25 protein-coding genes and 1 tRNA gene are annotated in these 22,919 nt (G+C 70.2%); 16 read left to right on the top strand and 10 right to left on the bottom strand.

Annotated elements, in window-relative coordinates:
• Nucleotides 1-232: 232 nt before the first annotated feature.
• Together JL108_RS14105 and JL108_RS14100 are read right to left on the bottom strand one after the other, a co-directional pair.
• Complete coding sequence (locus JL108_RS14105) at nucleotides 233-682, bottom strand: Rv3235 family protein (protein ID WP_143913352.1); 450 nt, start codon at nucleotides 680-682, stop codon at nucleotides 233-235.
• Nucleotides 679-1,239, bottom strand: a complete 561-nt coding sequence (locus JL108_RS14100; protein WP_205198863.1) for a LysM peptidoglycan-binding domain-containing protein — start codon at nucleotides 1,237-1,239, stop codon at nucleotides 679-681. The genes JL108_RS14105 and JL108_RS14100 overlap by 4 nt, the downstream gene beginning before the upstream one ends.
• A gap of 85 nt (nucleotides 1,240-1,324) precedes the next feature.
• Between JL108_RS14100 and JL108_RS14095 the strand changes: the two genes are divergently transcribed.
• Nucleotides 1,325-1,810: a hypothetical protein gene (locus JL108_RS14095; protein ID WP_205198862.1), complete on the top strand. Its 486-nt coding sequence runs from the start codon at nucleotides 1,325-1,327 to the stop codon at nucleotides 1,808-1,810.
• On the opposite strand, the gene JL108_RS14090 is transcribed toward JL108_RS14095, so the two are convergent.
• On the bottom strand, nucleotides 1,770-2,006 hold the full coding sequence (locus JL108_RS14090) for a helix-turn-helix domain-containing protein (RefSeq protein WP_143913355.1): 237 nt from the start codon (nucleotides 2,004-2,006) through the stop codon (nucleotides 1,770-1,772). The genes JL108_RS14095 and JL108_RS14090 overlap by 41 nt on opposite strands.
• Before the next feature lie 91 nt (nucleotides 2,007-2,097).
• Between JL108_RS14090 and JL108_RS14085 the strand changes: the two genes are divergently transcribed.
• The 5 genes from JL108_RS14085 to JL108_RS14065 all read left to right on the top strand — a co-directional run bounded on the left by JL108_RS14085 (nucleotide 2,098) and on the right by JL108_RS14065 (nucleotide 6,463).
• Nucleotides 2,098-2,724, top strand: coding sequence for a hypothetical protein (locus JL108_RS14085; RefSeq protein ID WP_205198861.1), 627 nt, complete (start codon nucleotides 2,098-2,100; stop codon nucleotides 2,722-2,724).
• A complete protein-coding gene (locus JL108_RS14080) occupies nucleotides 2,721-3,836 on the top strand; it encodes a hypothetical protein (protein WP_205198860.1) in 1,116 nt (371 codons plus the stop codon). Before JL108_RS14085 ends, JL108_RS14080 begins: the two co-directional genes overlap by 4 nt.
• 43 nt (nucleotides 3,837-3,879) lie before the next feature.
• Nucleotides 3,880-5,298, top strand: a complete 1,419-nt coding sequence (locus JL108_RS14075; RefSeq protein ID WP_205198859.1) for a wax ester/triacylglycerol synthase family O-acyltransferase — start codon at nucleotides 3,880-3,882, stop codon at nucleotides 5,296-5,298.
• On the top strand, nucleotides 5,295-5,585 hold the full coding sequence (locus JL108_RS14070) for a hypothetical protein (RefSeq protein WP_205198858.1): 291 nt from the start codon (nucleotides 5,295-5,297) through the stop codon (nucleotides 5,583-5,585). The genes JL108_RS14075 and JL108_RS14070 overlap by 4 nt, the downstream gene beginning before the upstream one ends.
• 257 nt (nucleotides 5,586-5,842) lie before the next feature.
• Complete coding sequence (locus JL108_RS14065; RefSeq protein WP_205198857.1) at nucleotides 5,843-6,463, top strand: alpha-ketoglutarate-dependent dioxygenase AlkB; 621 nt, start codon at nucleotides 5,843-5,845, stop codon at nucleotides 6,461-6,463.
• 150 nt (nucleotides 6,464-6,613) lie between these two features.
• Here JL108_RS14065 and JL108_RS14060 read toward each other — a convergent pair whose 3' ends face one another.
• Together JL108_RS14060 and rpmB are read right to left on the bottom strand one after the other, a co-directional pair.
• Entirely contained in the window at nucleotides 6,614-8,026 is a 1,413-nt protein-coding gene (locus JL108_RS14060) for an amidase (protein WP_205198856.1), read from the bottom strand.
• A 76-nt stretch (nucleotides 8,027-8,102) separates the two neighbouring features.
• The gene (gene rpmB / locus JL108_RS14055) at nucleotides 8,103-8,288 is read right to left on the bottom strand and encodes a 50S ribosomal protein L28 (protein ID WP_087624033.1); all 186 of its coding nucleotides are present in this window, start codon (nucleotides 8,286-8,288) and stop codon (nucleotides 8,103-8,105) included.
• A gap of 130 nt (nucleotides 8,289-8,418) precedes the next feature.
• Between rpmB and JL108_RS14050 the strand changes: the two genes are divergently transcribed.
• From JL108_RS14050 to coaD, 4 genes are all read left to right on the top strand, one after another.
• A complete protein-coding gene (locus tag JL108_RS14050) occupies nucleotides 8,419-10,017 on the top strand; it encodes a DAK2 domain-containing protein (protein ID WP_205198855.1) in 1,599 nt (532 codons plus the stop codon).
• Complete coding sequence (gene recG / locus JL108_RS14045; protein WP_205198854.1) at nucleotides 10,017-12,164, top strand: ATP-dependent DNA helicase RecG; 2,148 nt, start codon at nucleotides 10,017-10,019, stop codon at nucleotides 12,162-12,164. Before JL108_RS14050 ends, recG begins: the two co-directional genes overlap by 1 nt.
• Nucleotides 12,161-12,715 (top strand): 16S rRNA (guanine(966)-N(2))-methyltransferase RsmD, encoded by a 555-nt coding sequence (gene rsmD, locus JL108_RS14040; RefSeq protein ID WP_205198853.1) that lies wholly within the window; start codon nucleotides 12,161-12,163, stop codon nucleotides 12,713-12,715. Before recG ends, rsmD begins: the two co-directional genes overlap by 4 nt.
• 164 nt (nucleotides 12,716-12,879) lie before the next feature.
• Entirely contained in the window at nucleotides 12,880-13,362 is a 483-nt protein-coding gene (coaD, locus tag JL108_RS14035) for a pantetheine-phosphate adenylyltransferase (protein WP_205198852.1), read from the top strand.
• Nucleotides 13,363-13,398: 36 nt separating this feature from the next.
• Here the strand turns inward: coaD and dinB are convergent, their stop codons facing one another.
• Complete coding sequence (dinB, locus tag JL108_RS14030; protein ID WP_205198851.1) at nucleotides 13,399-14,568, bottom strand: DNA polymerase IV; 1,170 nt, start codon at nucleotides 14,566-14,568, stop codon at nucleotides 13,399-13,401.
• 315 nt (nucleotides 14,569-14,883) lie between these two features.
• Between dinB and JL108_RS14025 the strand changes: the two genes are divergently transcribed.
• The 4 genes from JL108_RS14025 to mutM are packed head-to-tail and all read left to right on the top strand — an operon-like array spanning nucleotide 14,884 to nucleotide 17,140.
• Complete coding sequence (locus tag JL108_RS14025; protein ID WP_143913367.1) at nucleotides 14,884-15,408, top strand: DUF177 domain-containing protein; 525 nt, start codon at nucleotides 14,884-14,886, stop codon at nucleotides 15,406-15,408.
• Between the two features lie 2 nt (nucleotides 15,409-15,410).
• Nucleotides 15,411-15,596, top strand: a complete 186-nt coding sequence (rpmF, locus tag JL108_RS14020) for a 50S ribosomal protein L32 (protein WP_087623905.1) — start codon at nucleotides 15,411-15,413, stop codon at nucleotides 15,594-15,596.
• Nucleotides 15,597-15,606: 10 nt separating this feature from the next.
• Entirely contained in the window at nucleotides 15,607-16,305 is a 699-nt protein-coding gene (gene rnc, locus JL108_RS14015) for a ribonuclease III (protein ID WP_307837274.1), read from the top strand.
• Nucleotides 16,289-17,140 (top strand): bifunctional DNA-formamidopyrimidine glycosylase/DNA-(apurinic or apyrimidinic site) lyase, encoded by an 852-nt coding sequence (gene mutM, locus JL108_RS14010; RefSeq protein ID WP_205198849.1) that lies wholly within the window; start codon nucleotides 16,289-16,291, stop codon nucleotides 17,138-17,140. Before rnc ends, mutM begins: the two co-directional genes overlap by 17 nt.
• A gap of 32 nt (nucleotides 17,141-17,172) precedes the next feature.
• Here the strand turns inward: mutM and JL108_RS14005 are convergent, their stop codons facing one another.
• Nucleotides 17,173-17,622 (bottom strand): hypothetical protein, encoded by a 450-nt coding sequence (locus JL108_RS14005; RefSeq protein WP_205198848.1) that lies wholly within the window; start codon nucleotides 17,620-17,622, stop codon nucleotides 17,173-17,175.
• Between the two features lie 213 nt (nucleotides 17,623-17,835).
• Here JL108_RS14005 and JL108_RS14000 point away from each other — a divergent pair, with 213 nt between their 5' ends.
• Nucleotides 17,836-19,062 (top strand): deoxyguanosinetriphosphate triphosphohydrolase, encoded by a 1,227-nt coding sequence (locus tag JL108_RS14000; RefSeq protein WP_205198847.1) that lies wholly within the window; start codon nucleotides 17,836-17,838, stop codon nucleotides 19,060-19,062.
• A 180-nt stretch (nucleotides 19,063-19,242) separates the two neighbouring features.
• Nucleotides 19,243-21,129 (top strand): DNA primase, encoded by a 1,887-nt coding sequence (gene dnaG, locus JL108_RS13995; protein WP_205198846.1) that lies wholly within the window; start codon nucleotides 19,243-19,245, stop codon nucleotides 21,127-21,129.
• A gap of 237 nt (nucleotides 21,130-21,366) precedes the next feature.
• Here the strand turns inward: dnaG and JL108_RS13990 are convergent.
• The 3 genes from JL108_RS13990 to JL108_RS13980 all read right to left on the bottom strand — a co-directional run bounded on the left by JL108_RS13990 (nucleotide 21,367) and on the right by JL108_RS13980 (nucleotide 22,866).
• Nucleotides 21,367-21,442, bottom strand: a tRNA-Asn gene (locus JL108_RS13990).
• Between the two features lie 31 nt (nucleotides 21,443-21,473).
• Complete coding sequence (locus JL108_RS13985; protein ID WP_205198845.1) at nucleotides 21,474-22,055, bottom strand: sigma factor; 582 nt, start codon at nucleotides 22,053-22,055, stop codon at nucleotides 21,474-21,476.
• 67 nt (nucleotides 22,056-22,122) lie between these two features.
• A complete protein-coding gene (locus JL108_RS13980) occupies nucleotides 22,123-22,866 on the bottom strand; it encodes a PIG-L deacetylase family protein (RefSeq protein ID WP_205198844.1) in 744 nt (247 codons plus the stop codon).
• Between the last annotated feature and the right edge of the window lie 53 nt (nucleotides 22,867-22,919).

Below are 22,919 nucleotides of genomic sequence, written 5' to 3'. Positions count from 1 at the left end.
ACGCACCTCTCGTGGGCCCGGTCGGTGGGTTACGCACGTCTCGCGCGTCGGGAGGGGTGCCTATGTCACCGCTCGTGATGAGCGACTGTCTCCTCCGCTGGGCGGTGACTTACGCACGTCTCGTGGGCGCGGTCGGTGGGTTACGCACGTCTCGCGCGTCGGGAGGGGTGCGTAACCCACCGCTTCAGGGTGGCGAGAGGTGCGTAAGTCACCGCCCAGGGGTGGACGCAGCCTAGGCCCAGGTGAGGGCCGTGCAGCGCCAGATCGGCCCGTGCGGGGCGTCGCGATCGAGGTCCAGTCGGAGCGCCAGCGCGGTGGAGCGCCCGCCGTGCACCAGCCTGACCGCGATCTCCGCCGCTCGCCGATGGATCATCTCGACGTGGACGGACGCCACCCGCACGCGGTGCCGGCTGGGTGCCGCCCGCCGGCCGCGGAGGTGCAGTAGCAGCTGGTCGTAGACATCGGCGGCGAGCCACGGTCCCAGCTGGCGTGCGGGTCGATGTCCGTGCAGCACCTCGGCGACCGCCTGAGCGAATCGGGCGGCGCGCTGCCGCAGTTCTCCGCTGTCTCCCCGTTCCACGACGACCGGCAGGACCGGGGGCGCCGGAGGGATGGGGAGAGCGATCTGATCCTGTTCGAGCGGCTGGGGCCGCAGGTGCAGGGCGGTGGCCGTCAGCATCATCGGACCTCCGGGGCTCGCAGGACCTGTCCCGGCAGGATGACCCCTGGGTCATCGCCGATCGTCTGCCGGTTCTCCTCGTGCCAGCGATCGACCGATTCGCCGATGACCGCCATGTCCGCATCGGCGGGCAGATGGGCCGCGGCGATCGCCCAGAGGGTGTCGCCGGACGCCACCACGTGCTCCACTGCGGGCACGGAGGTCGGTGCATTCGTGACGGCCGGTGCCTCCGTGACCACGGCCCGGTTCGGCAGTGGCGCGCCGTCGAGCGGATGACCGCTCGCGACTGCCGTCGTGGCGACGCCTGTGCCGATGGCGAGGGTGAGCAGCCATGTGGGTGCCAGCCGCCGCGCGGTCGGCAGATGGACCACGGCGACGACGCCGACCAGTCCGATCCACGCGAGCAGCGCGCTGCCGAGAAGTGCTGCTGCCCAGGTCACGACGCCGGTCAGGTCGCCGTCGTGGATGGCCGTTGTGAGCCTGGACCACCACACGGGCCAGTGCGGGAGCCCCGCTGCGGTGGTGAGAAGTGCGCCGAGCGTGAGCCATGGACGCCTCATGTCGATCCCCCGATCACTGATGATGTCGTTTGGTGACATTTGATGACGCAAGGGTGCGTTCTGTCAAGGGCGCTACCCTGAGCCCATGCGATGGGACCGTCTGTTCGGCGATGTGGAGGAGTCGGCCGCCGATGTCATGGCCGACGAGCGGGACACGCTCGCCGAGGAGCTCGGTGCCGAGGCGTGGGCCGAGATGTCGTGGACCGATCTGCTGGCGGGAGATGTCGTGCTCACCGTCCAGGGCGGGGGAGAGGCCCGGGGCGCCGTGCTGTGGTCCGCGCCCGATCTCGTGGTGCTGTCAGCCGATGGCCGCGAGGTGGCGATCGCGCGCGACGCCGTCATGACCGCCGTCGTCTCGCAACGCGGCGCCGCGACGGTGCGAAGGGTCGGCTGGCCGGCGGTCTTCCGGGCCGCGCAGGAGGATGCCGAGGATGTTCAGGTGGTGCGACGCGACGGCGGCCTGGTGTCCGGGCCGGTCGTGGCCGTCGTCGCCGACGCCGTGGTGCTCGCCGAGGGCGGTCGCCGCAAGATCATTCCCTGGACGGCGCTCGCGTCGGTGCGTCGTCACTGACCTGCTCGGCGGTGCGCTGATACTGGCGGGCGATGTAGCGCTCGAGCTCCGCGTCCTCGATGCGCCAGACCCCGCGACCGCCGATCTGGATGCCGCGCAGTTCCCCGCTGGAGAGCAGCGACCGGACCTGGCGGACGCTGACATTGAGGACCTCGGCCACGTCGGGGATCGACAGGAAGCGCTGCTGCGAGGGCATGGCCGCATTGTCGCACGCGAACGCCCTTCCCACGTCCAGGGTGTGGATAGTCGATCTGGACTAATCCGTCCTTCTCGGTTAGGAAGGTGCCATGAGCAGTCGGGGGACGCCGCAGCCGGCGCGGCGCGTGATGATCCGGAGATGGCGGTCGCCTCGCCTGGTGGCCGGCGTGGCGCTCGTCGCGGTGGCGACGGCGATCGGCGGGTGGACGGCGATCGCCGCGGACGACGGTGAGCGCTACTGGGTGGTGCGCGAAGAAGTTCGCGCCGGAGACCCGGTGGACCCCGGGCAGCTGACCACCACCAGTGCGCGACTCGACGGCGCCGCGGCGGCGACGATCGTGCGCGCGGACGCCGCGGTGGACGAGTCGGCGGTCTGGGCGCACGACCTCCCCGAGGGCGCGCTCGTGTCCACCGGCTCCTGGGCTCCCTCGGCCGAGGCCGGGCACGAACTCCCGTTCCCCGTCGCCGACGGCGCCTTTCCGGCGGACCTCGGCCGTGGCGATCGGGTGGACGTCTGGGCCGGACCCGGACCGCAGCAAGGGCAGGCGGCGGGGGAGGCGCAGCGGGTCATAGCGTCCGTTCCCGTGCGCGCCGTCACGCCATCGGCGACGGGCGGCAGCACCACCGTGGTCGTCGACCTCGGGGATCAGACGCCCTCGGCTCAGGTCGTCGCGGCATTGAGCTCGCATCATGTGACGGTGGTGCGGCGATCGTGATCGCGACCGCCGTCGCCGCGGGAGGGGCGTCCTGGGAGGGCGAGGTGCTCGACGAGGTCGAACGATCCAGCGCGCTCACCCTCGTCCGCCGCTGCGTGGACGCCGCCGATCTCCTCGCGATAGCGAGCACGGGCCGGGTCCAGGTGGCCCTCGTTGACCCCGCCCTCGGGGGCCTGGATCTCGATGTCGTGAGCCGCGTCCGCTCCGGTGGCGTGCGGATCGTGGCCGTGGGCACCCCGGCTCCCGAGCTGGGCCTCGTCGGCGCCGTTCAGGTCGGGGACGTCGAGGCCGCCGCGCAGGAGGACGACCTGCCGCGGCCGGAGGCGCCGCGGTCGGGGCGGATCATCGCCGTCTGGGGGCCGACGGGTGCGCCGGGACGCACCAGCGTCGCACTCGCGATGGCGGCCAGCCTCGCCCGCGAGGCGCCGACCGTGCTGGTGGACGCGGACACGCACGGCGGCGCGGTCGGGCAGGCGCTGGGCCTGCTCGACGATGTCTCGGGCATCGTCGCCGCGTGCCGTGCCGCCAACGGCGGGAAGGAGATGCCCGGCTCGGCGATCTTGCGGGTGGGCGACGGCCTGGACGTCATGACGGGCGTTCCCCGGCCGGAGGACATGTGGCATCTGGTACGGCCGGCCGCGCTCACCGCCGTGCTCGACTCGCTCGCCGCGGCCCACCGGTGGGTGGTCGTCGACGCCGGGTTCGGACATGAGCCGCCGTTGGGGACCGGCCCGGCCCGCGATCAAGCCGCGATGACGGTCCTGGAGGCGGCCGACGAGGTGGTAGTGGTGGGCCGACCCGAGCCGCTCGGCCTCGCCCGCCTCGTCCGCATCCTCGGCGCGGGCGCGCCCTGGCGGGTCGAACCGCATGTGGTCGTCAATCTGTGCCGGACCTCGCTCGGCTGGAGCGAGACCGAGATCGCGGCGACGGTCCAGGAGATCTCCGGGCACCAGGTGGAGGCGTTCCTCCCCCATGACGCATCGGCGCACGATCTCGCCGCGATCAGCGGGCGCCTGACCCGGGAGGTCGCCCCGACCTCCTCCTGGGTCTCGCGACTCGATCATTTCACCGGACGTTTTCTCCGTGAGCCGGCGGCGACGCTCCGATCGTGACACCGTCGGTGGTATCTTCACTGCCACCCGACCAGGAAGTGATATGCAACGACTCAGCCCGCTCGATGCATTGTTCTTGCATCGCGACTCGCCGGACGCACCGCGGCAGATCGCCTCGCTCGTCCTGCTGGAGCCGGGCCAGCGTCCGCTCGACTACGACTCCCTGGTGCGGATCATCACCGACCGTCTCGACCTGGTGCCGCGGTACCGGCAGCTGCCCCGCCACGTCCCCGGCGGTGTCGGCCTTCCGGTCTGGGTGGACGACGAGCATTTCGACATCACCCTCCATGTCCGCCGGTCGGCCCTGCCGCGGCCGGGGACTATGGACGCCTTGCACGAGCTTGTCGGACGGCTCATCGCCCGCCGCCTCGACCACGACCGGCCGCTGTGGGAGCTGTATCTCATCGAGGGTCTCGAGGACGGCAAGTCGGCGCTGCTGTTCAAGGCGCATCAAGCGCTCGTCGACGGGTCCCACACGGTCGACCTCGCCCAGGTGCTCCTGGAGGAGACCGATGAGATCCGCGATCTTCCGCATGACGAGTGGGCTCCGCGTCCATCGCCGGCGGGTACCAAGCTGACGCTGTCCTCGCTGCTCGGTCAGGTCGAGCATCCGCGGGAGCTGATCGCCAACGCGACCTATCGCACCGAGCAGGTGTTGTCGGCGCTCCCTGTGCCGGCCGGCGACGCCGGGATGACCGGCCCACTCGCGGCGCCGCTCAGCCGGCATCGGCGCTTCGCGACGGCCTCGGCGTCCCTGGACGATCTGCGGCGTGTCCGCGACGAGCACGGCGGCACGGTCAACGACGTCATCCTCGCGGTCGTCGCGGGCGGCCTCCGTGGTTGGCTGCTCACCCGGGCCGAGCCGGTGTCGGCCGCCACGAGCTTCCGCGCGCTCGTCCCGATGTCGGTCAAGCTCAAGGGAGCCGAGGACGATTCGCTGCCCACCTCCCTCGGCTCGCGGGTGCGCGGCAATCTGCTGTCCCTGCCGGTGGGGGAGACGAACGCTGTGGTGCGCCTGCACCAGGTGTCCTACGCGCTGAAGGGGCACCGCGAGACCGGTGATGCGGTCTCGGCGCAGACGCTGGCCGATCTCCCCGGTTTCGCGACATCGACCTTCCACGCGGTGGGCGCGCGCGTCGCCGAGCACGAGGCATCGCGGCAGTACCAGCTGGTCGTCACCAATGTGCCCGGACCGCAGGAGTCGGTCTACATGGCCGGCCAGCGACTGGCGCAGGTGTTCCCGGCGATCCCGCTGACCGGGCGGCGGACGGTCGCGATCGGCATCACCACCTACCGTGGGCGCGCCTATGTCGGGATCGTCGCGGATCGTGAGGCGGTGCCCGATGTCGACGTGCTCGCCCAGTGCATCGAGGAGGCGGTCGACGAGCTCGTCGAGACCGTCTCGTCACGGCGGCGCGCCCCGCGTGGACGTCAACGACCGGAACGGAAGGCTGGCGGATGAGGATCTACATCGGTACCGATGCCGCGGGGCTCGAGGGCCTGCGCTCCGGGTCTCTGGAGGGGGCTCCGGTGCTGGCTGAGTCCGACGACGAAGAGCACGAGTACGAGGCGATGCTCGCGGCCGCCGAGGACGGCCCCGTCGTGGTGGTCGCCGAGATCGATCATGGCGAGCAGCCGGTCACCGCGCGGGAAGTGGTCTCCTTCCACACCGATATCGACGGCTCCGGCAATCTCGCCTGGTTCGCCCCCGAGGAGATCGACACGGTGCTGGAGCACCTGTCCCGCTGAGCCCTGGAGCCCGAGGCGGGTGACGTAAGCTCACCGGCTTGCGTTGCCCCGCCTCGCTTCGCTCACAGTCACTCGCTGGCGCTCGCTCCTTGGCGGGCGGGTCATTAGCTCGCCAGTGAGGGCGCCCCGCGCCCGAACGTGAGTGGCCCGAGGAACGAGGGTCACGAGGCGTGGTGAGTTTGCAGGCTTGCGTTGCCCCGCCTTGCTTTGCTTTCGGAGGCCTAGAACATATGTTCGATAGGGCGTACGCTGGCGGCATGTGGTTCCAGGGATCGCTGCTCGACGGAGCTCCTGAGGTGTCCGTCGGTGAGCTCGGGTCGTCGGTGGAGCGAGTCGAGCTCGCTCACGGGGCTTGGGTCGATCTGCGTTACGGCTGGCTCGCCGGGGCCGATGAACTCTTCGAGACCCTCCAGCGGGTCGTGCCGTGGAGGGCCGAACGGCGCGAGATGTACGAGCGTGTCGTGGACGTGCCGCGGCTGCTGTGCCACTACCGCGAGGGCGACGAACTGCCCGATCCGGCGCTGGTCACGTGCCGAGACGCGCTGAGCGACCACTATGCGACTGAGCTCGCGGAGTCCTTCGCGACCGCCGGCCTGTGTTACTACCGGGACGGCCGGGACTCGGTCGCCTGGCACGGAGATCGCATCGGGCGCGGCGCCCATGAGGACACGATGGTCGCCATCCTCTCGCTGGGCGAGCATCGCCGGCTCAGTCTCCGGCCGGCCGGGGGAGGGCCGCAGATCGGATACACGCTCGGCCACGGCGACCTCATCGTCATGGGCGGCTCGTGCCAGCGCACCTGGGAGCATGCCGTGCTCAAGACCGCGAGCGCCGGCCCGCGCATCAGCGTCCAGTACCGCCCCCGTGGCGTGCTCTGACGCGTATCGGGAGTGCCTGGCTCGGGTGGCGGTAGGCCATCAACCTCACTGAGCGCTGATGACGTTGACGAGCTACCGCCGCTGCAGGGGAAAGGTTGATGAGATACCGCCACGGGCGCAACCGCTCGCGACGGCCCGGGGGCGTGTGCCTCAGTCCTGGATGCGGGCGAAGGGCTCGGCGGCCTCGAGCTCGTAGGCGAGTTCGAGCAGGGTGCGCTCGTCGGCGTGATCGGCCGAGAAGTGGATGCCGATGGGCAGCCCCTCCGAGCTCTGGGCGAGCGGCAGGCTGATCGCGGGTCCGCCGGAGGCGTTGTTCAGCGGCGTGAACGCCACATAGTGCACCAGCCGGTCGAAGATCTGCTCGAAGTCCCCGGCCGGGTCCAGATAGCCGATACGCGGCGTGGTGTGTGCGAGGGTGGGCGAGCAGATCACGTCGACCTGGTTGAAGGCCCGGTGATAGCGCTTCGCGCTGCGCGAGAGGGCGGCGATCGCTCCCGGTGTGCGCCAGGCATTGCGCAGGAAACCGCGGGCCAGGCCGCTGGTGAACGGATCGAGCTCGGCCGGCTCGAAGGCGGTGCCGAACATCTTCTTGCCGTTTCTGGAGATCGCGAAGGCGAGCATGCTCCAGTAGTGCGTGAAATGCCCGATGAACGAGCGGTCCACCGGCAACGGCACGGGGATCACGTCGTGACCGAGATCGGTCAGCAGTTCGACGGTCTCGTCGAGTGCCCGAGCGGTGTCGACATCGAGGCGGTTGCCGGTGATCGGGGTGTCGATGAGTCCGACGCGCAGGCGGCGCTCGGACGGCCCCTCGACGAGACCGAGGAAGGGCATGCGCGTCGTCGGGCGGTGCCGTTCCGCGGCGGCCAGGAAATGCGCGGTGTCGCGTACCGTGCGGGTCACCACGCCATTGGAGATCAGATCGACGGGCATGCCCTGTGCCTGGGCCGCCTTGACGAGACGGTCGCGCGTCGGCTTCAGGCCCACGAGACCGCAGGCGGCGGCCGGGATGCGGATCGAGCCCCCGCCGTCGTTCGCATGAGCGATCGGCACGGCACCGCTCGCGACGAGCACCGCCGATCCGCCGGAGGAAGCGCCGCACGAGTACTCCGGGTTCCAGGGATTGCGGGTCGGCGGTCCGTCGTCGAACTCGGTGGTCGCGGTCAGGCCGAAGGCGGGCAGTGTCGACGCGCCCAGCACATTGACCCCGGTGGAGAGGAACTGCTCGGTGAACGGCTCGTTCGCCAGCTCCGCGCGCCGGGGAGTGGCGGCCGATCCATGCCGCGTGGGGATGCCGGCGAAGGCGGTGTTGTTCTTGATGTACGTCGGGACGCCCGCGAAGGGGGCATCCGCGCGCCATGGGGCGTCGACGGCACGCTTGACACCGCGATCGCGGTCGTCGAAGGCGACCGGGTGAAGCTCGGTGAGCGCATCGACCCGCGCACTGGCGGCCTCGGCCGCCTCGCGCGGGCTCAGGTCCCCCGCCCGAAGGGCGGCGGCGAGACCGACGGCGTCGAGATCGCCGAGGACATCGTCGGTGAAGGCGTGGATACGGTCAGGCATGTGCCCGACGATAGATCAGAAACGGCGATCGCGAGGTGCGATCGCCGTTTCTCGTCTCACCGGGAGACCGGAGGGGTCAGCGGGTGACCTTGCCAGCCTTGATGCAGCCGGTGCAGGCGTTCAGACGCGTGGGCGTTCCGTCGACGACGGCGCGCACGCGCTGGATGTTCGGGTCGAAACGACGCTTCGTGCGCCGGTGCGAGTGCGAGACGTTGTGGCCGAACCCGGGGCCCTTACCGCACACATCACAGACCGCTGCCACAGCGACCACTCCTGAATCTCGTTGATGACTGTCGAAAAATCGGCGCCTGCTCGACACGACGTCGGCAGACAACCTCTCTAGGATAGCCGACGGTGCACACCGGACGCGAATCGCCCGCTAACCTCGGTGCATGCCGCTCTCGCTCGACCCGCCGCGCCTGCGCCACTGGGCCGACGTGTGCGCCCAGTCGGTCGCGTCGGTGCGCTCGGAGATCGATGCCCTCAACGTCTTCCCTGTGCCCGACAGCGACACCGGGACCAATGTCTATCTGACGCTCCAGGCGGGCTGCGATGCGCTCGACGCGTCGGCCGACGACGTCTCCGCCGAGGAGGCGGCGCGCGCCTATGCGCGGGCGGTGCTGGTGGGCGCCCGCGGCAACAGCGGTGTGATCGTCGCGGAACTGCTGCGCGCCTGTCTGGAGTCCCTGACCCAGCACGAGACGGTGACGCCGCGCGGGCTCGCGGCGGCCTTCGATGCGGCCACCACGGCGGCATACGCGGCGGTCGGCGATCCGCAGGAGGGCACGATCCTCACCGTCGCGCGGGCGGCGGCCGACGGCGCCGAGCGCTCGGCCGAGTCCGGTTGCAGCCCTCGCCAGGTCATCGAGGTCGCGGCCGATGCCGCGCGCGAGGCGCTTGCGGCCACCCCGGGGCAGATGGAGCTTCTCGCGCGCGCAGGAGTCGTCGACGCCGGTGGCCGCGCCCTCGTCGTGATCCTGGACGCCACCGCCCAGGTCGTCTCCGGCCGGACGCCCGTTCCCGCTCCGACCTCCGCGCCAGCGCCCGCCGTCCAGCCCGCCGCGCTCGACCATGCGGACGGCGAGGGCCCGAGCTATGAGGTCATGTATCTCCTGGACGCCTCCTCCGAGGCCGTCGACGTGCTGCGCGAGACACTCGCCCCGCTCGGAGACTCCCTGGTGATCGTCGGGGACGAGGGGCTGTGGAATGTCCACGTCCACGTCGATGATGTCGGGGCGGCGATCGAGGCCGGCATCATGGCCGGGCGTCCCCACCGCATCCAGGTGACCCATTTCGGCGAGCAGTCGCACCGGGTCGACGACTCGGCTCACCGGCGCGTCATCGTCAGCGCCGTCACCGGCGCGGGTCTCGCGGAGTTGACCCGCGCGGCCGGTGCCGTCGCCGTCGAGTTCAGCGCCGGGCGTCCGCTCACCACCGCACAGATGTCACAGGCCCTGCATATCCTCGACGCCGAGGAGGTCATCGTCTTGCCGAACCGCAGCGGTCACGTCCGGCCCTTCGAGGCCGCCGCCAAGGAGCTCCGCGACACCGGCGCGCGAGTCGCCGTCCTGCCCACCCACGCCCAGGTCCAGGCCCTCGCCGCGCTGGCGGTGCACGATCCCGGCCGTGACTTCGATGACGACGTCGTCGCCATGTCGGCGGCCGCGGCGCATGCCAAGCACGGGGCGGTGACCATCGCCAACGAGTCCGGCATCACGATGGCCGGCCCGTGTCAGGTCGGTGACGTCCTGGGGGTCGTGGGAGGCGACTTCGCGGTGATCGGTCAGGATCAGCTGGCGGTGGCCCGCGAGGTGCTCACCCGCTTGGACTCGTCCGGCGCCGACATGGTCACCCTCGTCGTCGGCGAGGGCTGCCCCGATGAGCTCGTCTCCGGGCTCGAGGAGCACCTCGCGGCCGAGCAGCCACACGTCGACGTCATCGTCCACGACGGCGGCCAGGAAAAGTACACCCTCTTCATCGCGGTGGAGTGATGGTCGATCTCGATACCCGGCTGGGGCCCGTCGTCGGCAAGGCCTCGGCGGACAAGCTGTCCAAGACCTTCGGCATGGAGACCGTGGGCGATCTGCTCACGCACTATCCCCGCCGTTATGTCGACCTCGAGCAGATCGACTCCTTCGCCGACCTCGAGGTCGGGCAGTACGTCACCTTCGTCGCCGAGGTCGTGGACGTCAAGAACATCCCCTTCGGGCCAGGCGGCCGCAAGACCCGCACGCAGGTCCGCATCACCGACGGACGCCAGCACCTGAACGCGACCTTCTTCAACCAGCGCTGGATCGCCAAGCGCACCGAGGCCGGCTCGCGCCAGCTCTTCGCCGGGGTCGTGGGGGAGTACCGAGGACAGCCGCAGCTGACTCACCCGGTCATGCGGGAGATCAGCGGTGACATCGCGAGCTTCCAGCGCGGCATCATCCCGCTGTACCCGGCCACCTCCTCGATCGCCTCGTGGGAGCTGGAACGCACCATCGACACGGTGCTCGCGGTGCTCGACCCGCCCCCCGATCCGCTGCCTTCGGATCTGGTCGCCGCCAAGGGCTGGCCCGACTACGCCACGGCCTTGCAGTGGATCCACCAGCCGCAGAGCGCATCGCAATGGCGGCAGGCGCAGCAGCGGCTGCGCTTCGACGAGGCCTTCGTGCTGCAGACGATCTTCGCGCGTCGGCGCCGTGCCTTCGATATCGAGACCGCGATCGCGCGGCCCTGGCAGGCCGGCGGGCTGGCGGAGCGCTTCATCGAGAGGCTGCCCTTCGAGCTGACGGCGGGGCAACGCGAGGTGCAGGCCGAGATCCGCGACGACCTCGCCCGCCCGCATCCGATGCACCGGCTGCTGCAGGGCGAGGTCGGGTCCGGCAAGACCGTGCTGTCGCTCATCGCGATGCTCCAGGTGGTCGATGCCGGGGCCCAGGCCGCGCTGCTGGCGCCCACGGAGGTGCTCGCCACGCAGCACTTCCACAGCATCACCGAGCAGCTCGGCGATCTCGCCAAGGGCGGCATGCTCGGCGGCGCTGAGGGGGCCACGCGGGTCCGCCTGCTGACCGGCTCGATGGGCGCCAAGGCGCGCAAGGAGACGATGCTGGACATCGTGTCCGGCGAGGCCGGCATCGTCATCGGCACCCATGCCCTGTTGCAGGAGGGGGTCGACTTCGCCGAGCTGGGGCTGCTCGTGGTCGACGAGCAGCACCGCTTCGGGGTCGAGCAGCGGGCCGCGCTGGTGGACCGTTCGGCGGTGACGCCCCACGTGCTCGTCATGACCGCCACACCGATCCCGCGCACCGTGGCCATGACCGTCTTCGGTGACCTCGAGACATCCACGTTGCGGGAGCTGCCGCGGGGACGTCAGCCGATCCAGACCACCGTCATCGCCCTCGCCGAGCACCCGACCTGGCTCGACCGGGCGTGGACCCGCATCCGGGAGGAAGTCGAGAAGGGACGACAGGCCTATGTCGTCACCACCCGGATCGGCGATGGCGAGAGCGATGCCGAGCCCGATCCGTCGGCCGACGAGCCGCGGACGGCATCGCTGGTCGAGGTCTTCGAGGCGTTGGGCGCGGGCCCGCTGTCCGGGTTGCGGCTCGCGATGCTGCACGGACGCATGGCTACCGACGAGAAGGACACGCAGATGACCGCCTTCGCGGCGGGCGAGGTCGATGTCCTGGTCGCCACCACCGTCATCGAGGTCGGCGTCAACGTCCCCAATGCCACCGTGATGGTGGTGCTCGACGCCGATCGCTTCGGGCTCTCCCAGCTGCACCAGCTGCGAGGGCGCATCGGTCGAGGCGAACACGCCGGGCTGTGCCTCCTCGTCACCGGAGCCCAGGGCGACACGCTCGCGCGCGAGCGGCTCGATGCGGTGGCCTCCACCACCGACGGCTTCCAGATCGCGCAGCACGATATCGACCTGCGGCGCGAGGGCGATGTGCTCGGTGCCCGCCAGTCCGGAGGACGTTCGAGCCTCAAACTGCTCTCGGTGGTCAAGCACGAGAAGGACATCGCGGAGGCGCGCGATCACGCCGACCGCGTGGTCGCGCAGGACCCGGAGCTCGCCGAGCTGCCGGCCCTGCGCCGCGCGGTGGAGGAGCTCGAGACGACCCAGCAGGCCGACTATCTGGAGCGCACGTGACACGGATCATCGCCGGAGCATGGGGCGGTCGCCGGCTCGCCACCCCCGAGGGGCAGAACACGCGTCCCACCACCGATCGCGTCCGCGAGGCGATGTTCTCCTCGATCGCCTCGGAGCTGGGCGGATGGGACGGCGTCCGGGTGCTGGACCTGTTCGCCGGTTCGGGGGCGCTGGCCCTCGAAGCGCTCTCCCGCGGGGCGGCATCGGCCGATCTGGTCGAGTCGCATGCCAAGACGGCCGGCATCGTCAGCCGCAATGCGCGCGAGCTCGGGGCGCGGACGGCGCGGGTGCACCGGATGACCGCTGAACGCTTCGTCGCCACGGCACCCGCCGAGCCCTACGACCTGGTCTTCCTCGATCCGCCCTATGCCCTGGCTGCCGAGGCGCTGCGCGAGATCGTCGCCTCCCTCGCGATCGGCACCTGGCGCACCGAGGACTCCCTCGTGGTCGTCGAGCGCTCATCGCGTGATGTCCCCTGGGAGTGGCCCGAGGGGTGGGTCGCCCTGCGAGACAAGACCTATGGCGAGACCCGGCTTTGGTACGGTCGCTGACATGAGCGAGCGCCAGCGAGCGACCAATGGCATCACCTCATGCCGCCGTCGTCCTATCATGTTCCTCCCCGAGGCGGTGGCGGCATGAGCGAGCGCCAGCGAGCGAGCATCCAGGATGTCATGCGGGCATCTGCGTATCGTGGGTCTTTTGTGCAGGTGCGGGCATGACGAAGGTGGTCTGTCCCGGCTCCTTCGACCCCGTGACCAATGGTCACCTCGACATCTTCCGCCGCGCCTCCGCGCTCTTCGACGAGGTGGTCATCGCGGTCCTCGTCAACGAGTCCAAGAAGGGCCTCTTCGACCTCGATCGGCGCGTCGAGCTGCTGCGGGAGGCCGTCGCCGACCTGGACAATGTCGTGGTCGACACCTTCGGCGGCTTGCTGGTGGACTACTGCACCGACCACGGCATCACCGCGATCATCAAGGGTCTGCGAGCGTCGACCGATTTCGACTACGAGCTGCCGATGGCGCACATGAACCACCACCTGACCGAGGTGGAGACGGTCTTCCTGGCGACCGCCGCCGAGAACTCCTTCGTGTCCTCGAGTCTGGTCAAGGAGGTCGCCAAGCACGGCGGCGATGTCGCCGAGCTGGTCCCGCCTCATGTGCTGGTGGCGCTCACCGAGGCTCAGAACTTCCACCGGTGAGGGAGGCTGCCGCGCGCACCCCACCGGCGGAACCTCTTACTCCCGCACGTGAACCGCGCGGCGGAGCGCGGCCGAGCCGAAGCGCTCGTGCACGGCGTCCACGGCGGCGTCCAGTCGGCCGGGATCTCGGTCCTCGAAGGGGAGCGTCAGCTGCTCTCCGTGATCGTCGAGACCGCTGAGCGCGATGCCGACCAGCGTGAGTCCTTCACGCGCGATGTCCGCCGCGCGCGTCAGCAGCAGACGCCGCGCCGCGGTGAGCAGCTCGCTCGTCTCGTGGGTGGGCACGGACAGCGTCGTGGCGCTGGTCGATCGGCGGAAGTCCCCGAAGCGGAGGCGCAGCGTGACGGTCCGAGCGGTGCGCCGCGCCCGTCGCAGCCGGCGTGCGACGCGGTCGACGAGCTCGAGGAGGGCGGCATCGACATCGGGCAGGGATCGGGTCGCGCGCCCGAGGGCCTGCTGCGCCCCGATCGACCGCCGGCTGACATGAGGATCGACCCGTCGCGTGTCGCGGCCATGCGCGAGGTCCAGCAGATGGCGGGCGGCCGCGGGGCCGACGACGGCCTCCACGGCGGACGGGTCCGCGTGGGCGAGGTCGGCGACCGTCGACCAGCCGGCACGGTGCAGCGCTCCGCTCGTCACCCGGCCCACGCCCCACAGCCGCTCGACGGGCAAGGCGTGCAGGAAGCGCCGCTCCTCCGCGGCCGGCACCACGAGGAGGCCGTGCGGCTTGGAGAGCGCGCTGGCGACCTTGGCCAGGTACTTGGTACGGGCGATCCCGACCGAGATCGGCAGACCCACCTCGTCCTGGACGCGGGAGCGGAGCGTACCGGCGATCGTGAGCGGGTGACCGGTCAGGCGGCGCAGCCCGCTGACATCGAGGAAGGCCTCGTCGATCGACAGCGCCTCGACCACGGGGGTGATGTCGTGGAAGATCGCGAAGACCGCCGCGCTCGCCTCGCTGTACGCCGCGAAGCGGGGAGGACGCACGATGAGGTCCGGGCACAGGCGTCGCGCCTGGCGTCCCGGCATGGTGGTGCGGATGCCGAGGGCCTTGGCCTCGTAGCTCGCCGCGAGCACCACGCCGCCTCCGACGACGACGGGCCGTCCCCGCAGTGCGGGCTCGTCCCGTTGCTCCACCGAGGCGTAGAAGGCATCGAGATCGGCGTGGAGGATGCCGATATCGTCGTCGGGGAGCGCCGGAGACATGGCTCCATGGTGGAGCGAACCACCGACAGTTCGGCCGTTGCCAGCCGACCCCAGGGCGGTGAGTTAGGCACCCCTCGCGCCCGTGAGCGGTGAGATACGCACGTCTCCTTCTCGTGGGCGGTGGGATACGCACCTCTCCTGACGTCCGAGAGGTGCGTATCCCACCGCCGTGCCCGGCGAGTGGTGCGTGACTCACCGCTCGGGGCGGAGGGTTCTGCGCGCCGCACGAGCCGATTGGTGGTCGTGAGGGCCCGCGCGGTACGATGGTCGTCGGCCTGTTCGCAGGCCGTGTTCCGTTGTGCTCTCGATGAAGGAATGTCCGTGTCTTCGGGTCCCTTGGTGTTCGACACCCAGGCGCTGGGGCGTCGCCCCGGCACCGAGAAGACGTACACCCGCACCATCGAGGCGCCGACGGGTCTCGGCCTGGACGTGTTCGGTGTCCCCGAGGGGTCGCCCATCGAGCTCGAGCTTCGTCTCGAAGCAGTGATGGACGGTGTCTTGGCCACCGGCACGGCATCCGCTCACGCGGTCGGCGAGTGCGTGCGGTGCCTGGACGATGTCGAGGAGGACCTCGATGTCGACTTCCAGGAGCTGTACCTCTACGACGATCCGGGAGAGGACGAGCTGGCCCTCGAGGGAGACCTGCTCGACCTCGAGCCCGTGCTGACCGACGCGGTGGTGCTCGCACTGCCGCACAACCCGTTGTGTGATCCGGAGTGTCCGGGATTGTGCCCCGAATGTGGGGCGCGCCTCGCGGACGATCCCGATCACACACACGGCGAGGCGATCGACCCCCGGTGGGCGACGCTGACCCGACTGACCGAGCAAACTGAGGAGTAATCGTGGCTGTCCCGAAGCGGAAGATGTCGCGCAGCAACACCCGTCACCGCCGTTCGGCCTGGAAGGCCAGCATCGTGCGGACGGTCGAGTGCGCCAACCCGGCGTGCAACGCCCGGGTGGTCCCGCACCGCGCCTGCGCCGAGTGCGGCCAGTACGGCGCGCGTGGCGAGCGTCGTCAGGTGCTCTGAACTGGTCCACGTGACCGATTCGCTGCGTGAGGTCCTCGGAGTCCCCGACCTGGCCCCCGAGCTCCTGCAGCATGCCCTGACACATCGCTCGTACGCGTACGAGAACGGCAACGTCCCCAACAACGAGCGCCTGGAGTTCCTGGGCGACTCGGTGTTGGGGTTCGTCGTCACCGAGATGATCTTCCGGCGCCATCCCGACCTGCCAGAGGGTCAGCTGGCCAAGCTGCGCGCCGCGGTGGTGAGCGCCAAGGCACTTGCCGAGGTGGCGCGCACGCTCGGTCTCGGTGAGCATCTGCTGCTCGGTAGGGGCGAGGAGACCACGGGCGGGCGCGACAAGCCGTCCATCCTCTCCGACACGATGGAAGCCGTCATCGGGGCGATCTTCCTGGCCTTCGGTATCGAGCGTGTCGCCGAGGTCGTCCGTACGATCTTCGAGCCCGTCATCGCCGATGCCGCGGCCCTCGGTGCCGGCCTGGACTGGAAGACCTCGTTGCAGGAGGTCGCCGCCGACCACGGGCTCGGTGTGCCGGTCTATGAGCTCGAGGGCACCGGCCCGGACCACGACAAGAAGTTCACCGCCAGTGTCGTGATGACCGATCGCGTCTATCACGGCGGCGAGGGGCGATCGAAGAAGGAAGCCGAGCAGATGGTCGCCGAGATCGCCTGGCGCGCTATCAGCGCCGAGATGAGCGATGCCGGAGCTTCCTGAGGTCGAGGTCGTGCGCCGTGGGCTCGACGATCACGTCGTCGGTCGCACGATCACCGGGGTGGAGGTGCTGGACACCCGCTCGGTCCGCCGGCACGGTCCCGGTCCTCATGACTTCATCGCCCGCCTGCGCGAGCAGCGGGTGACCGCCGCCCGGCGCCGCGGCAAGTACCTGTGGCTGCCCCTGGACGATGACGACGCCCTGCTGGCCCATCTGGGCATGAGCGGCCAGATGCTGATCTCCCCGCCGGACGCCCCGGCTCCCCGTCACCTGCGCGTGCGTGTCTCACTCGACGACGGCAATGAGCTGCGCTTCGTGGATCAGCGGATCTTCGGGGGACTGCTGGTGAGTCCCGGGGGAGCCGAGCTGCCCGACGAGATCGAGCACATCGCCCGCGATCCGCTCGATCCGCTCTTCGACGCCGCGGAGTTCGGTCGCCGGCTGAGGCGGCGCGAGACCGGCGTCAAGCGGGCGCTGCTCGATCAGACGCTCGTATCGGGGGTCGGCAATATCTACGCCGACGAGGCGCTGTGGCGCACTCCCTTGCACTATGCCCGCAACACCCGTCACCTGCGCACGCGCGAGATCGACGGCCTGCTGGGTCACCTGCGCGATGTCATGGGCGACGCGCTGGACCAGGGCGGCACATCTTTCGATGCCCTCTATGTGAACATCAACGGTCAATCAGGGTATTTCGACCGATCGCTCCATGCCTACGGCCGCGAGGGCGAGCCCTGCGACCGGTGCGGCACACCGATGCGCCGTGACTCGTTCATGAACCGGTCGAGCTACTGGTGCCCGCGTTGCCAGCCCCGCCCCCGTAACGGCCGCTGGTGACCTCGGCGAGGGACTGACGGCTGCGGTGGGTCTTATTCGGGCTCGGTGTGGGCGAGATAGGCGCGATGCCCGTCGATCAGCAGCTGACGGGCCCGCGTGTGGTCGGGGGCTCCGGCCAGGGAGATGGGCGAGGTGCGCGACAGCCACAGCGCCTCGATCTCGATATACCGGCCGTCGTGCAGCTGGGCGATAGCGGCCACGCGCGGTCGGCTGTTCGGCGGCGGGATCAGGATCTGCCGGACGTCGTGCCAGGCGAGGGAGTTCGTCTTGCCGACGGCACCGCACCAGATGAAGCGGTCGGGCAGGATCTCCAGGCGCGTCCGGTAGCCCATCCAGAGATTGACGCCGGCACCGATGAACAGCAGCACCGGGGCGAACAGGAAGATCAGCATCCACGGCGCCACCACGAACGCCAGGACGACGAACACCACGATTGCCACGATCCCCATCGCGGCCAGCGCCCAGCCGACGACGATGCTCACTCGTCCCGTTCCACGTATCACGCGAGCCGACGTTACCGTGCCCGCTGCATCGACGCGCGGGGCACCGAGTGGTGCAATCCTGACTGCGAGTGGTGCATATTCGCCCTCGAAAGACCCGGATGAGGGCGAGTTTGCACCACTCGCGGAGCCGCGCCGGCGAGAACGTGAGCTCACGGCATCGCCTCGGGGGAACCTCGCGATAGGCTCGGCGCGATGAGCGAGCGGTACGGTCCCGAGGCGCGGGCGCGGTTCGTGGCCGAGGCCCCGAAGCGCCCCGGCCGCACGCCCTTCGAGCGCGACCGGGCGCGTATCCTCCACTCGTCCGCCCTGCGCCGGCTGTCGGCCAAGACCCAGGTCCTGGGCGCGGGGGTCGACGACTTTGTGCGCAATCGGCTGACCCACTCGCTCGAGGTGGCGCAGGTGGCACGTGAGCTCGGCAAGGCGCTCGGCTGCGATCCGGACATCGTCGACTCCGCGGCGCTCTCGCACGACCTCGGTCATCCGCCCTTCGGCCACAACGGCGAGAAGGCGCTCGACACGGCGGCGCGGGGGATCGGCGGCTTCGAGGGCAATGCCCAGACGCTGCGGTTGCTGACGCGGCTGGAGGCCAAGACCTTCGCGGCGGACGGACGCAGCGTGGGCCTGAACCTGACCCGAGCGACCCTCGGCGCCTGCGTGAAGTATCCGTGGCGCCGTGGCGAGGCGCCCGGCGGCGGACCGAAGTTCGGGCTCTACGACGACGATATCGAGGTCTTCACCTGGATCCGGTCGGATGCCGAGCCCTTCCGACGCCCCATCGAGGCGCAGGTCATGGATCTGTCCGATGACATCGCCTATTCGGTGCACGATGTCGAGGACGGCGTGGTGGGGGGATGGTTCGATCTCGTCGAAGGCCTGGATCTTCCGCGCGTCTTCGCGGTCGCGCGCGACTGGTACGACCCAGAAGCCGATGACGACCGGCTGGGAGCCGCGCTCGAACGGCTGCAGGGGATGCCGGAGTGGCCGTCGGCCCGTTTCGACGGCGGGCGGGCCTCGCGAGCGGTCATCAAGAGCCTGACGAGCGCGCTCATCGGCCGCTTCGCGGTGGCGGCGCAGCGCGCGACGACGGCGCGATGGGGCGACGGCCCGCTGGTGCGCTTCGAGGCCGACCTGGAGCTGCCGCAGGAGACGGTCGACGAGATCCTCGTGCTGAAGGCGATCGCCGCCCACCACGTGATGTTGAGCGCCGATCGCACCGCGCTGCTGGCGGAGCAACGTGAGCTGCTGGAGGCACTCGTCGCCGAGCTCGCGTGCACCGGGGACAAGCACCTCGACGCCGATCTCATCGGCGACTTCCGGTCCGCGGATGACGATGCCGGCCGGTTGCGCGTGGTGATCGACCAGGTCGCGAGCTTGACCGACCTGTCGGCTGTGGGTTGGGCCGATCGGCTGCTTTCGTGACGGCTTAGTGTCCTGCGTCGGAGGTTCGTTGCCGAGAGGCGTCGTCTGAGTGGATGCTCCGCAAGGCGGCGGAGCGAAGGCAGGCTCGGACGCCTTTCGAGCGACGCCAACGTCGCGGAGCGACGCTCAGGCGGCGAAAGGCGGTGACGAACCTTCGGCGCAGGACACTAGTATCGGGGCATGGCGCTCATCAAGGACGAGGACATTCAGCTCGTCCGCGAGCGGGTGCGCATCGATGAGGTCATCGAGCAGTACGTCACCCTGCGCAATGCCGGCGGAGGAGCCCGCAAGGGCCTCTGCCCGTTCCACGACGAGAAGACCCCGTCGTTCAATGTGCGTCCCGCTCAGGGGTTCTACTACTGCTTCGGCTGCGGCGCGGGCGGTGACGCGATCAAGTTCCTGCGCGAGATCGAGGGGCTCTCCTTCGCCGAGGCCGTCGAACGGCTCGCGGGCCGGTACGGCGTCCAGCTGCGATATGACGAGGGCACGCCGGTCGGGCCGCGTCGCGACCCAGGCCAGCGCCAGCGCCTGCTGGAGGCGCACCGGCTGGCGGGAGAGTTCTACCACGAGGCGCTCATGCAGTCCTCCGAGGCGCAACCGGGCCGGCAGTTCGTGACCGATCGGGGCTTCGATCGCGCCGCGGCGGAGATGTTCGCGATGGGGTGGGCCCCGCGCGGGGGAGAGGCCCTCGTGGGACACCTCAAGGGCAAGGGGTTCAGCGACGAGGACCTCATCGTCGGCGGCCTCGCGGCCCGCGGTCAGCGAGGCCTCTACGACAAGTTCCGCGGTCGGCTGCTGTGGCCCATCAGGGAGATCAGCGGCGAGGTGATCGGCTTCGGGGCCCGGCGGATGCTCGACGACGACCGCATCGAGGCCAAGTACCTCAATACGTCCGAGACACCGATCTACAAGAAGAGCCAGGTGCTCTACGGCATCGACCTCGCCCGGCGGCAGATCTCCTCGCGCAGCCAGGCGGTCATCGTCGAGGGGTATACCGATGTCATGGCCTGCCACCAGGCTGGCGTCACCACCGCCGTGGCGACCTGTGGAACCGCCTTCGGCGAGGACCACGCCCGGGTGCTGCGACGCCTGCTGCTCGATCACGATGCCTTCCACGGCGAGATCGTCTTCACCTTCGACGGCGATGAGGCCGGGCAACGGGCCGCGATGAAGGCATTCTCGGGCGATGAGCAGTTCGCGGGCCAGACCTATGTGGCCGTCGAGCCGCGCGGTATGGATCCGTGCGATCTGCGCCTCGCCGATGGTGACGCGGCGGTCCGCGAGCTGGTCGCCTCGCGGGTGCCGCTCTATCGCTTCGTGCTCGACAACATCCTCACCCGTTACGACCTCGACCGCGGCGACCAGCGCATCGACGCCATCCGCGAGTCGGTCCAGCTGGCATCGGCGATCCGCGACAAGTCGAAGGTCGACGAGTTCCTGCGCGAGATCGCCAGCAGGGTGGGGGCCGATGTCGACCAGGTGCGTCAGGAGTTCCGGTCTGCGAAACCCGCCCCGGCCGCCGGCCGCAAGGCCCCGCCGTCGGCAGCGCCCGAGCCGCAGGCGGCCCCCGCCCAACCGGCGGGGCCGAGCTTCGGGGCGCCGCAGTTCGCCGACGAGCGCGAGGCGCTGAAGGCGATCGTGCAGTTCCCGCACATCGCCAAGGAGCTCACCGACGATATCGGCGAGAACGACTTCACCCATCCGGTGGCGCAACAGCTATGGCGCCAGATCGAGGCTCGCGGCCTGCCCGACGGCCCGGATGCCGGGTGGTTGCCGGGTCTGGCCGACAGCCTCGACGACAGCCTGGGCCGGGTCCTGGGCGTTGCTGCCGCCGAACCGCTGCATTCCTCGGAGCGTTCCACACAGGCGGTGGTCGCCGCCGTGCTGGCGCGTCTGCAGGAGCTGACGGTCGCGCGGCGGATCGTGGAGGTCAAGTCCAAGCTGCAGCGCACCAACCCGCTCGAGGAGTCCGAGCAGTACAACCGGATGTTCGGAGAACTGGTGGCGCTCGAGCAGCAGCGCCGGGACTTCCGCGAGCGCATCATCGGCGCGATGGAGCAGGCCTGACCGAGCGTCCCGGCCCACGAAGGATGTGTTTCCGCGGTTGCTGTGACGACCACAGAATCACATCGTCAGTCCCCGGCCCACGAAGGATGTGTTTCCGCGGTTGCCGGGGCAACCACAGAAGCACATCGTTCGTCAGCGCGGCGGGAGTGGGGGCCGTCGCCGTCAGCCGGGAGAGTGTCTCGACCGGGGCGGAACAGCGAAAGGCAGTCCGTCGCCTGCGACTGACTGCCTTCGTGGTGGCTCCCCCGGTTGGACTCGAACCAACAACCCTCCGGTTAACAGCCGAATGCTCTGCCAATTGAGCTACAGGGGACGGGCTCCCTGAGGAGCGACCGGTGACGACTCTAGCAGTCCGGCCCAGGGGACCCAACCACCGGGGCGGCCCACTCGCGACGGAGATGTTGGAGGGCCCGGGTCTCGCGTCGCCGGACCTCGGCGATGCTGAGCCCGAGACGTGCCGCGACCTCGGCCCGGGTGCTCGGGACGGTGCCGTCGTCGAGGCCGAAGCGATCCCTCAGGAGACGCGCGTCGAGCTCGCTCAGCGTGTCGAGCGCGTCATGGAGCGCGTCGGGATCGGTGGTCGCCGGCTCGGGGACATCGCCGAGCGGAAGCAGCAGAGGCCGTGGCGGCTGGCGCATCGCCCCGTCGATCCAGGACCAGGCGAAGCTGACCAGTCGAGTGCCGCGGGCTGGATCGAAGCGGTCCACCGCCCGGATGAGGGCGGCCGTGCCGTCCTGGACGGCGTCGTCGAAGTGCTCGGGCTCCACACGGCGGCGCAGGGCGTGGAGCACCACCCAGCGGAGTCCGGCCTCGATCAGCGCCTCGCGTGCGCGCGGATCGCCGCCCCGGCAGCGGAGGAGGAGCTCCCGCTCCTGCTCGGCGGACAGCGTAGGCGCTTCGAGAGCGCGGCGAGCATAGGGCGACATGTGCACACCGTGCCCGCCATCGAACGATCTGTCATCCGTCCCTGGCCGCCCCTGTGGACGGCGGGCGTCACTCTCCGAAGCTGAGGCCGAACACCTCGAAGACGGCGGCATGGCGCACGCCGAGGCGCCGGCCCGCGTCGCGGGACATGCCCTCGAGGAACTCGGCCGGATCGAACTGCTCCCAACCGAGCCCTTCGATATAGGCCCGATGGGCCGCCAGCGACGCGACCCCGGCATCGAAGGTGTCCGTGGTATCCACTCCGTGCTCGGACCGTGGGGAGCCCGCGGCCCAGACCTCGCGTACCCCGCCCCACGGCTCGAGACCCTCCTCGGTCAGCTGCTCCGTGTGGATCCAGCGATTCCCGGCGTCCTGGCAGGCGTGCAGCGCGGCTTGCCCGACGGCCATGTGGTCGACCTGGTTCGGCGCCGAGCCTCCCCAGGAGTCGCGGAAGTTGTTGGTGATGACGATGTCGGGGCGATGACGCCGGATCTCCCGGGCGATCGCGGCACGCAGCGGGATGCCGAACTCGACGACACCGTCGCGCCAATGCAGGAAGTCGACCGCCTCGACTCCGACGATCGCCGCGGAGTCCCGCTGCTCGGCCTCCCGGACGGGCCCACACTCCTCGGGAGGCAGCGAGTCGATGCCGGCCTCGCCGCTGGTCACCATGCAGTAGACGACGGACTTGCCCTGCCCCGTCCAGCGTGCGACCGCCGCCGCGGCACCGAACTCGACATCGTCGGGGTGGGCGACGACCACGAGCGCGGACGTCCAGTCTTCGGTCAAAGGGGTCAACGCGTCATCGCTCATGGGATCCACGCTACGGGGGAGGGAAGGCTCCCGCGAGGCCACCGATCACGTGG

This window comes from Aeromicrobium sp. YIM 150415 (genome assembly GCF_016918125.1).
Taxonomy (GTDB): domain Bacteria; phylum Actinomycetota; class Actinomycetes; order Propionibacteriales; family Nocardioidaceae; genus Aeromicrobium; species Aeromicrobium piscarium.
Note: the sequence above shows the minus strand (reverse complement) of the source record. Positions and strands in the feature narration are given on the sequence as shown.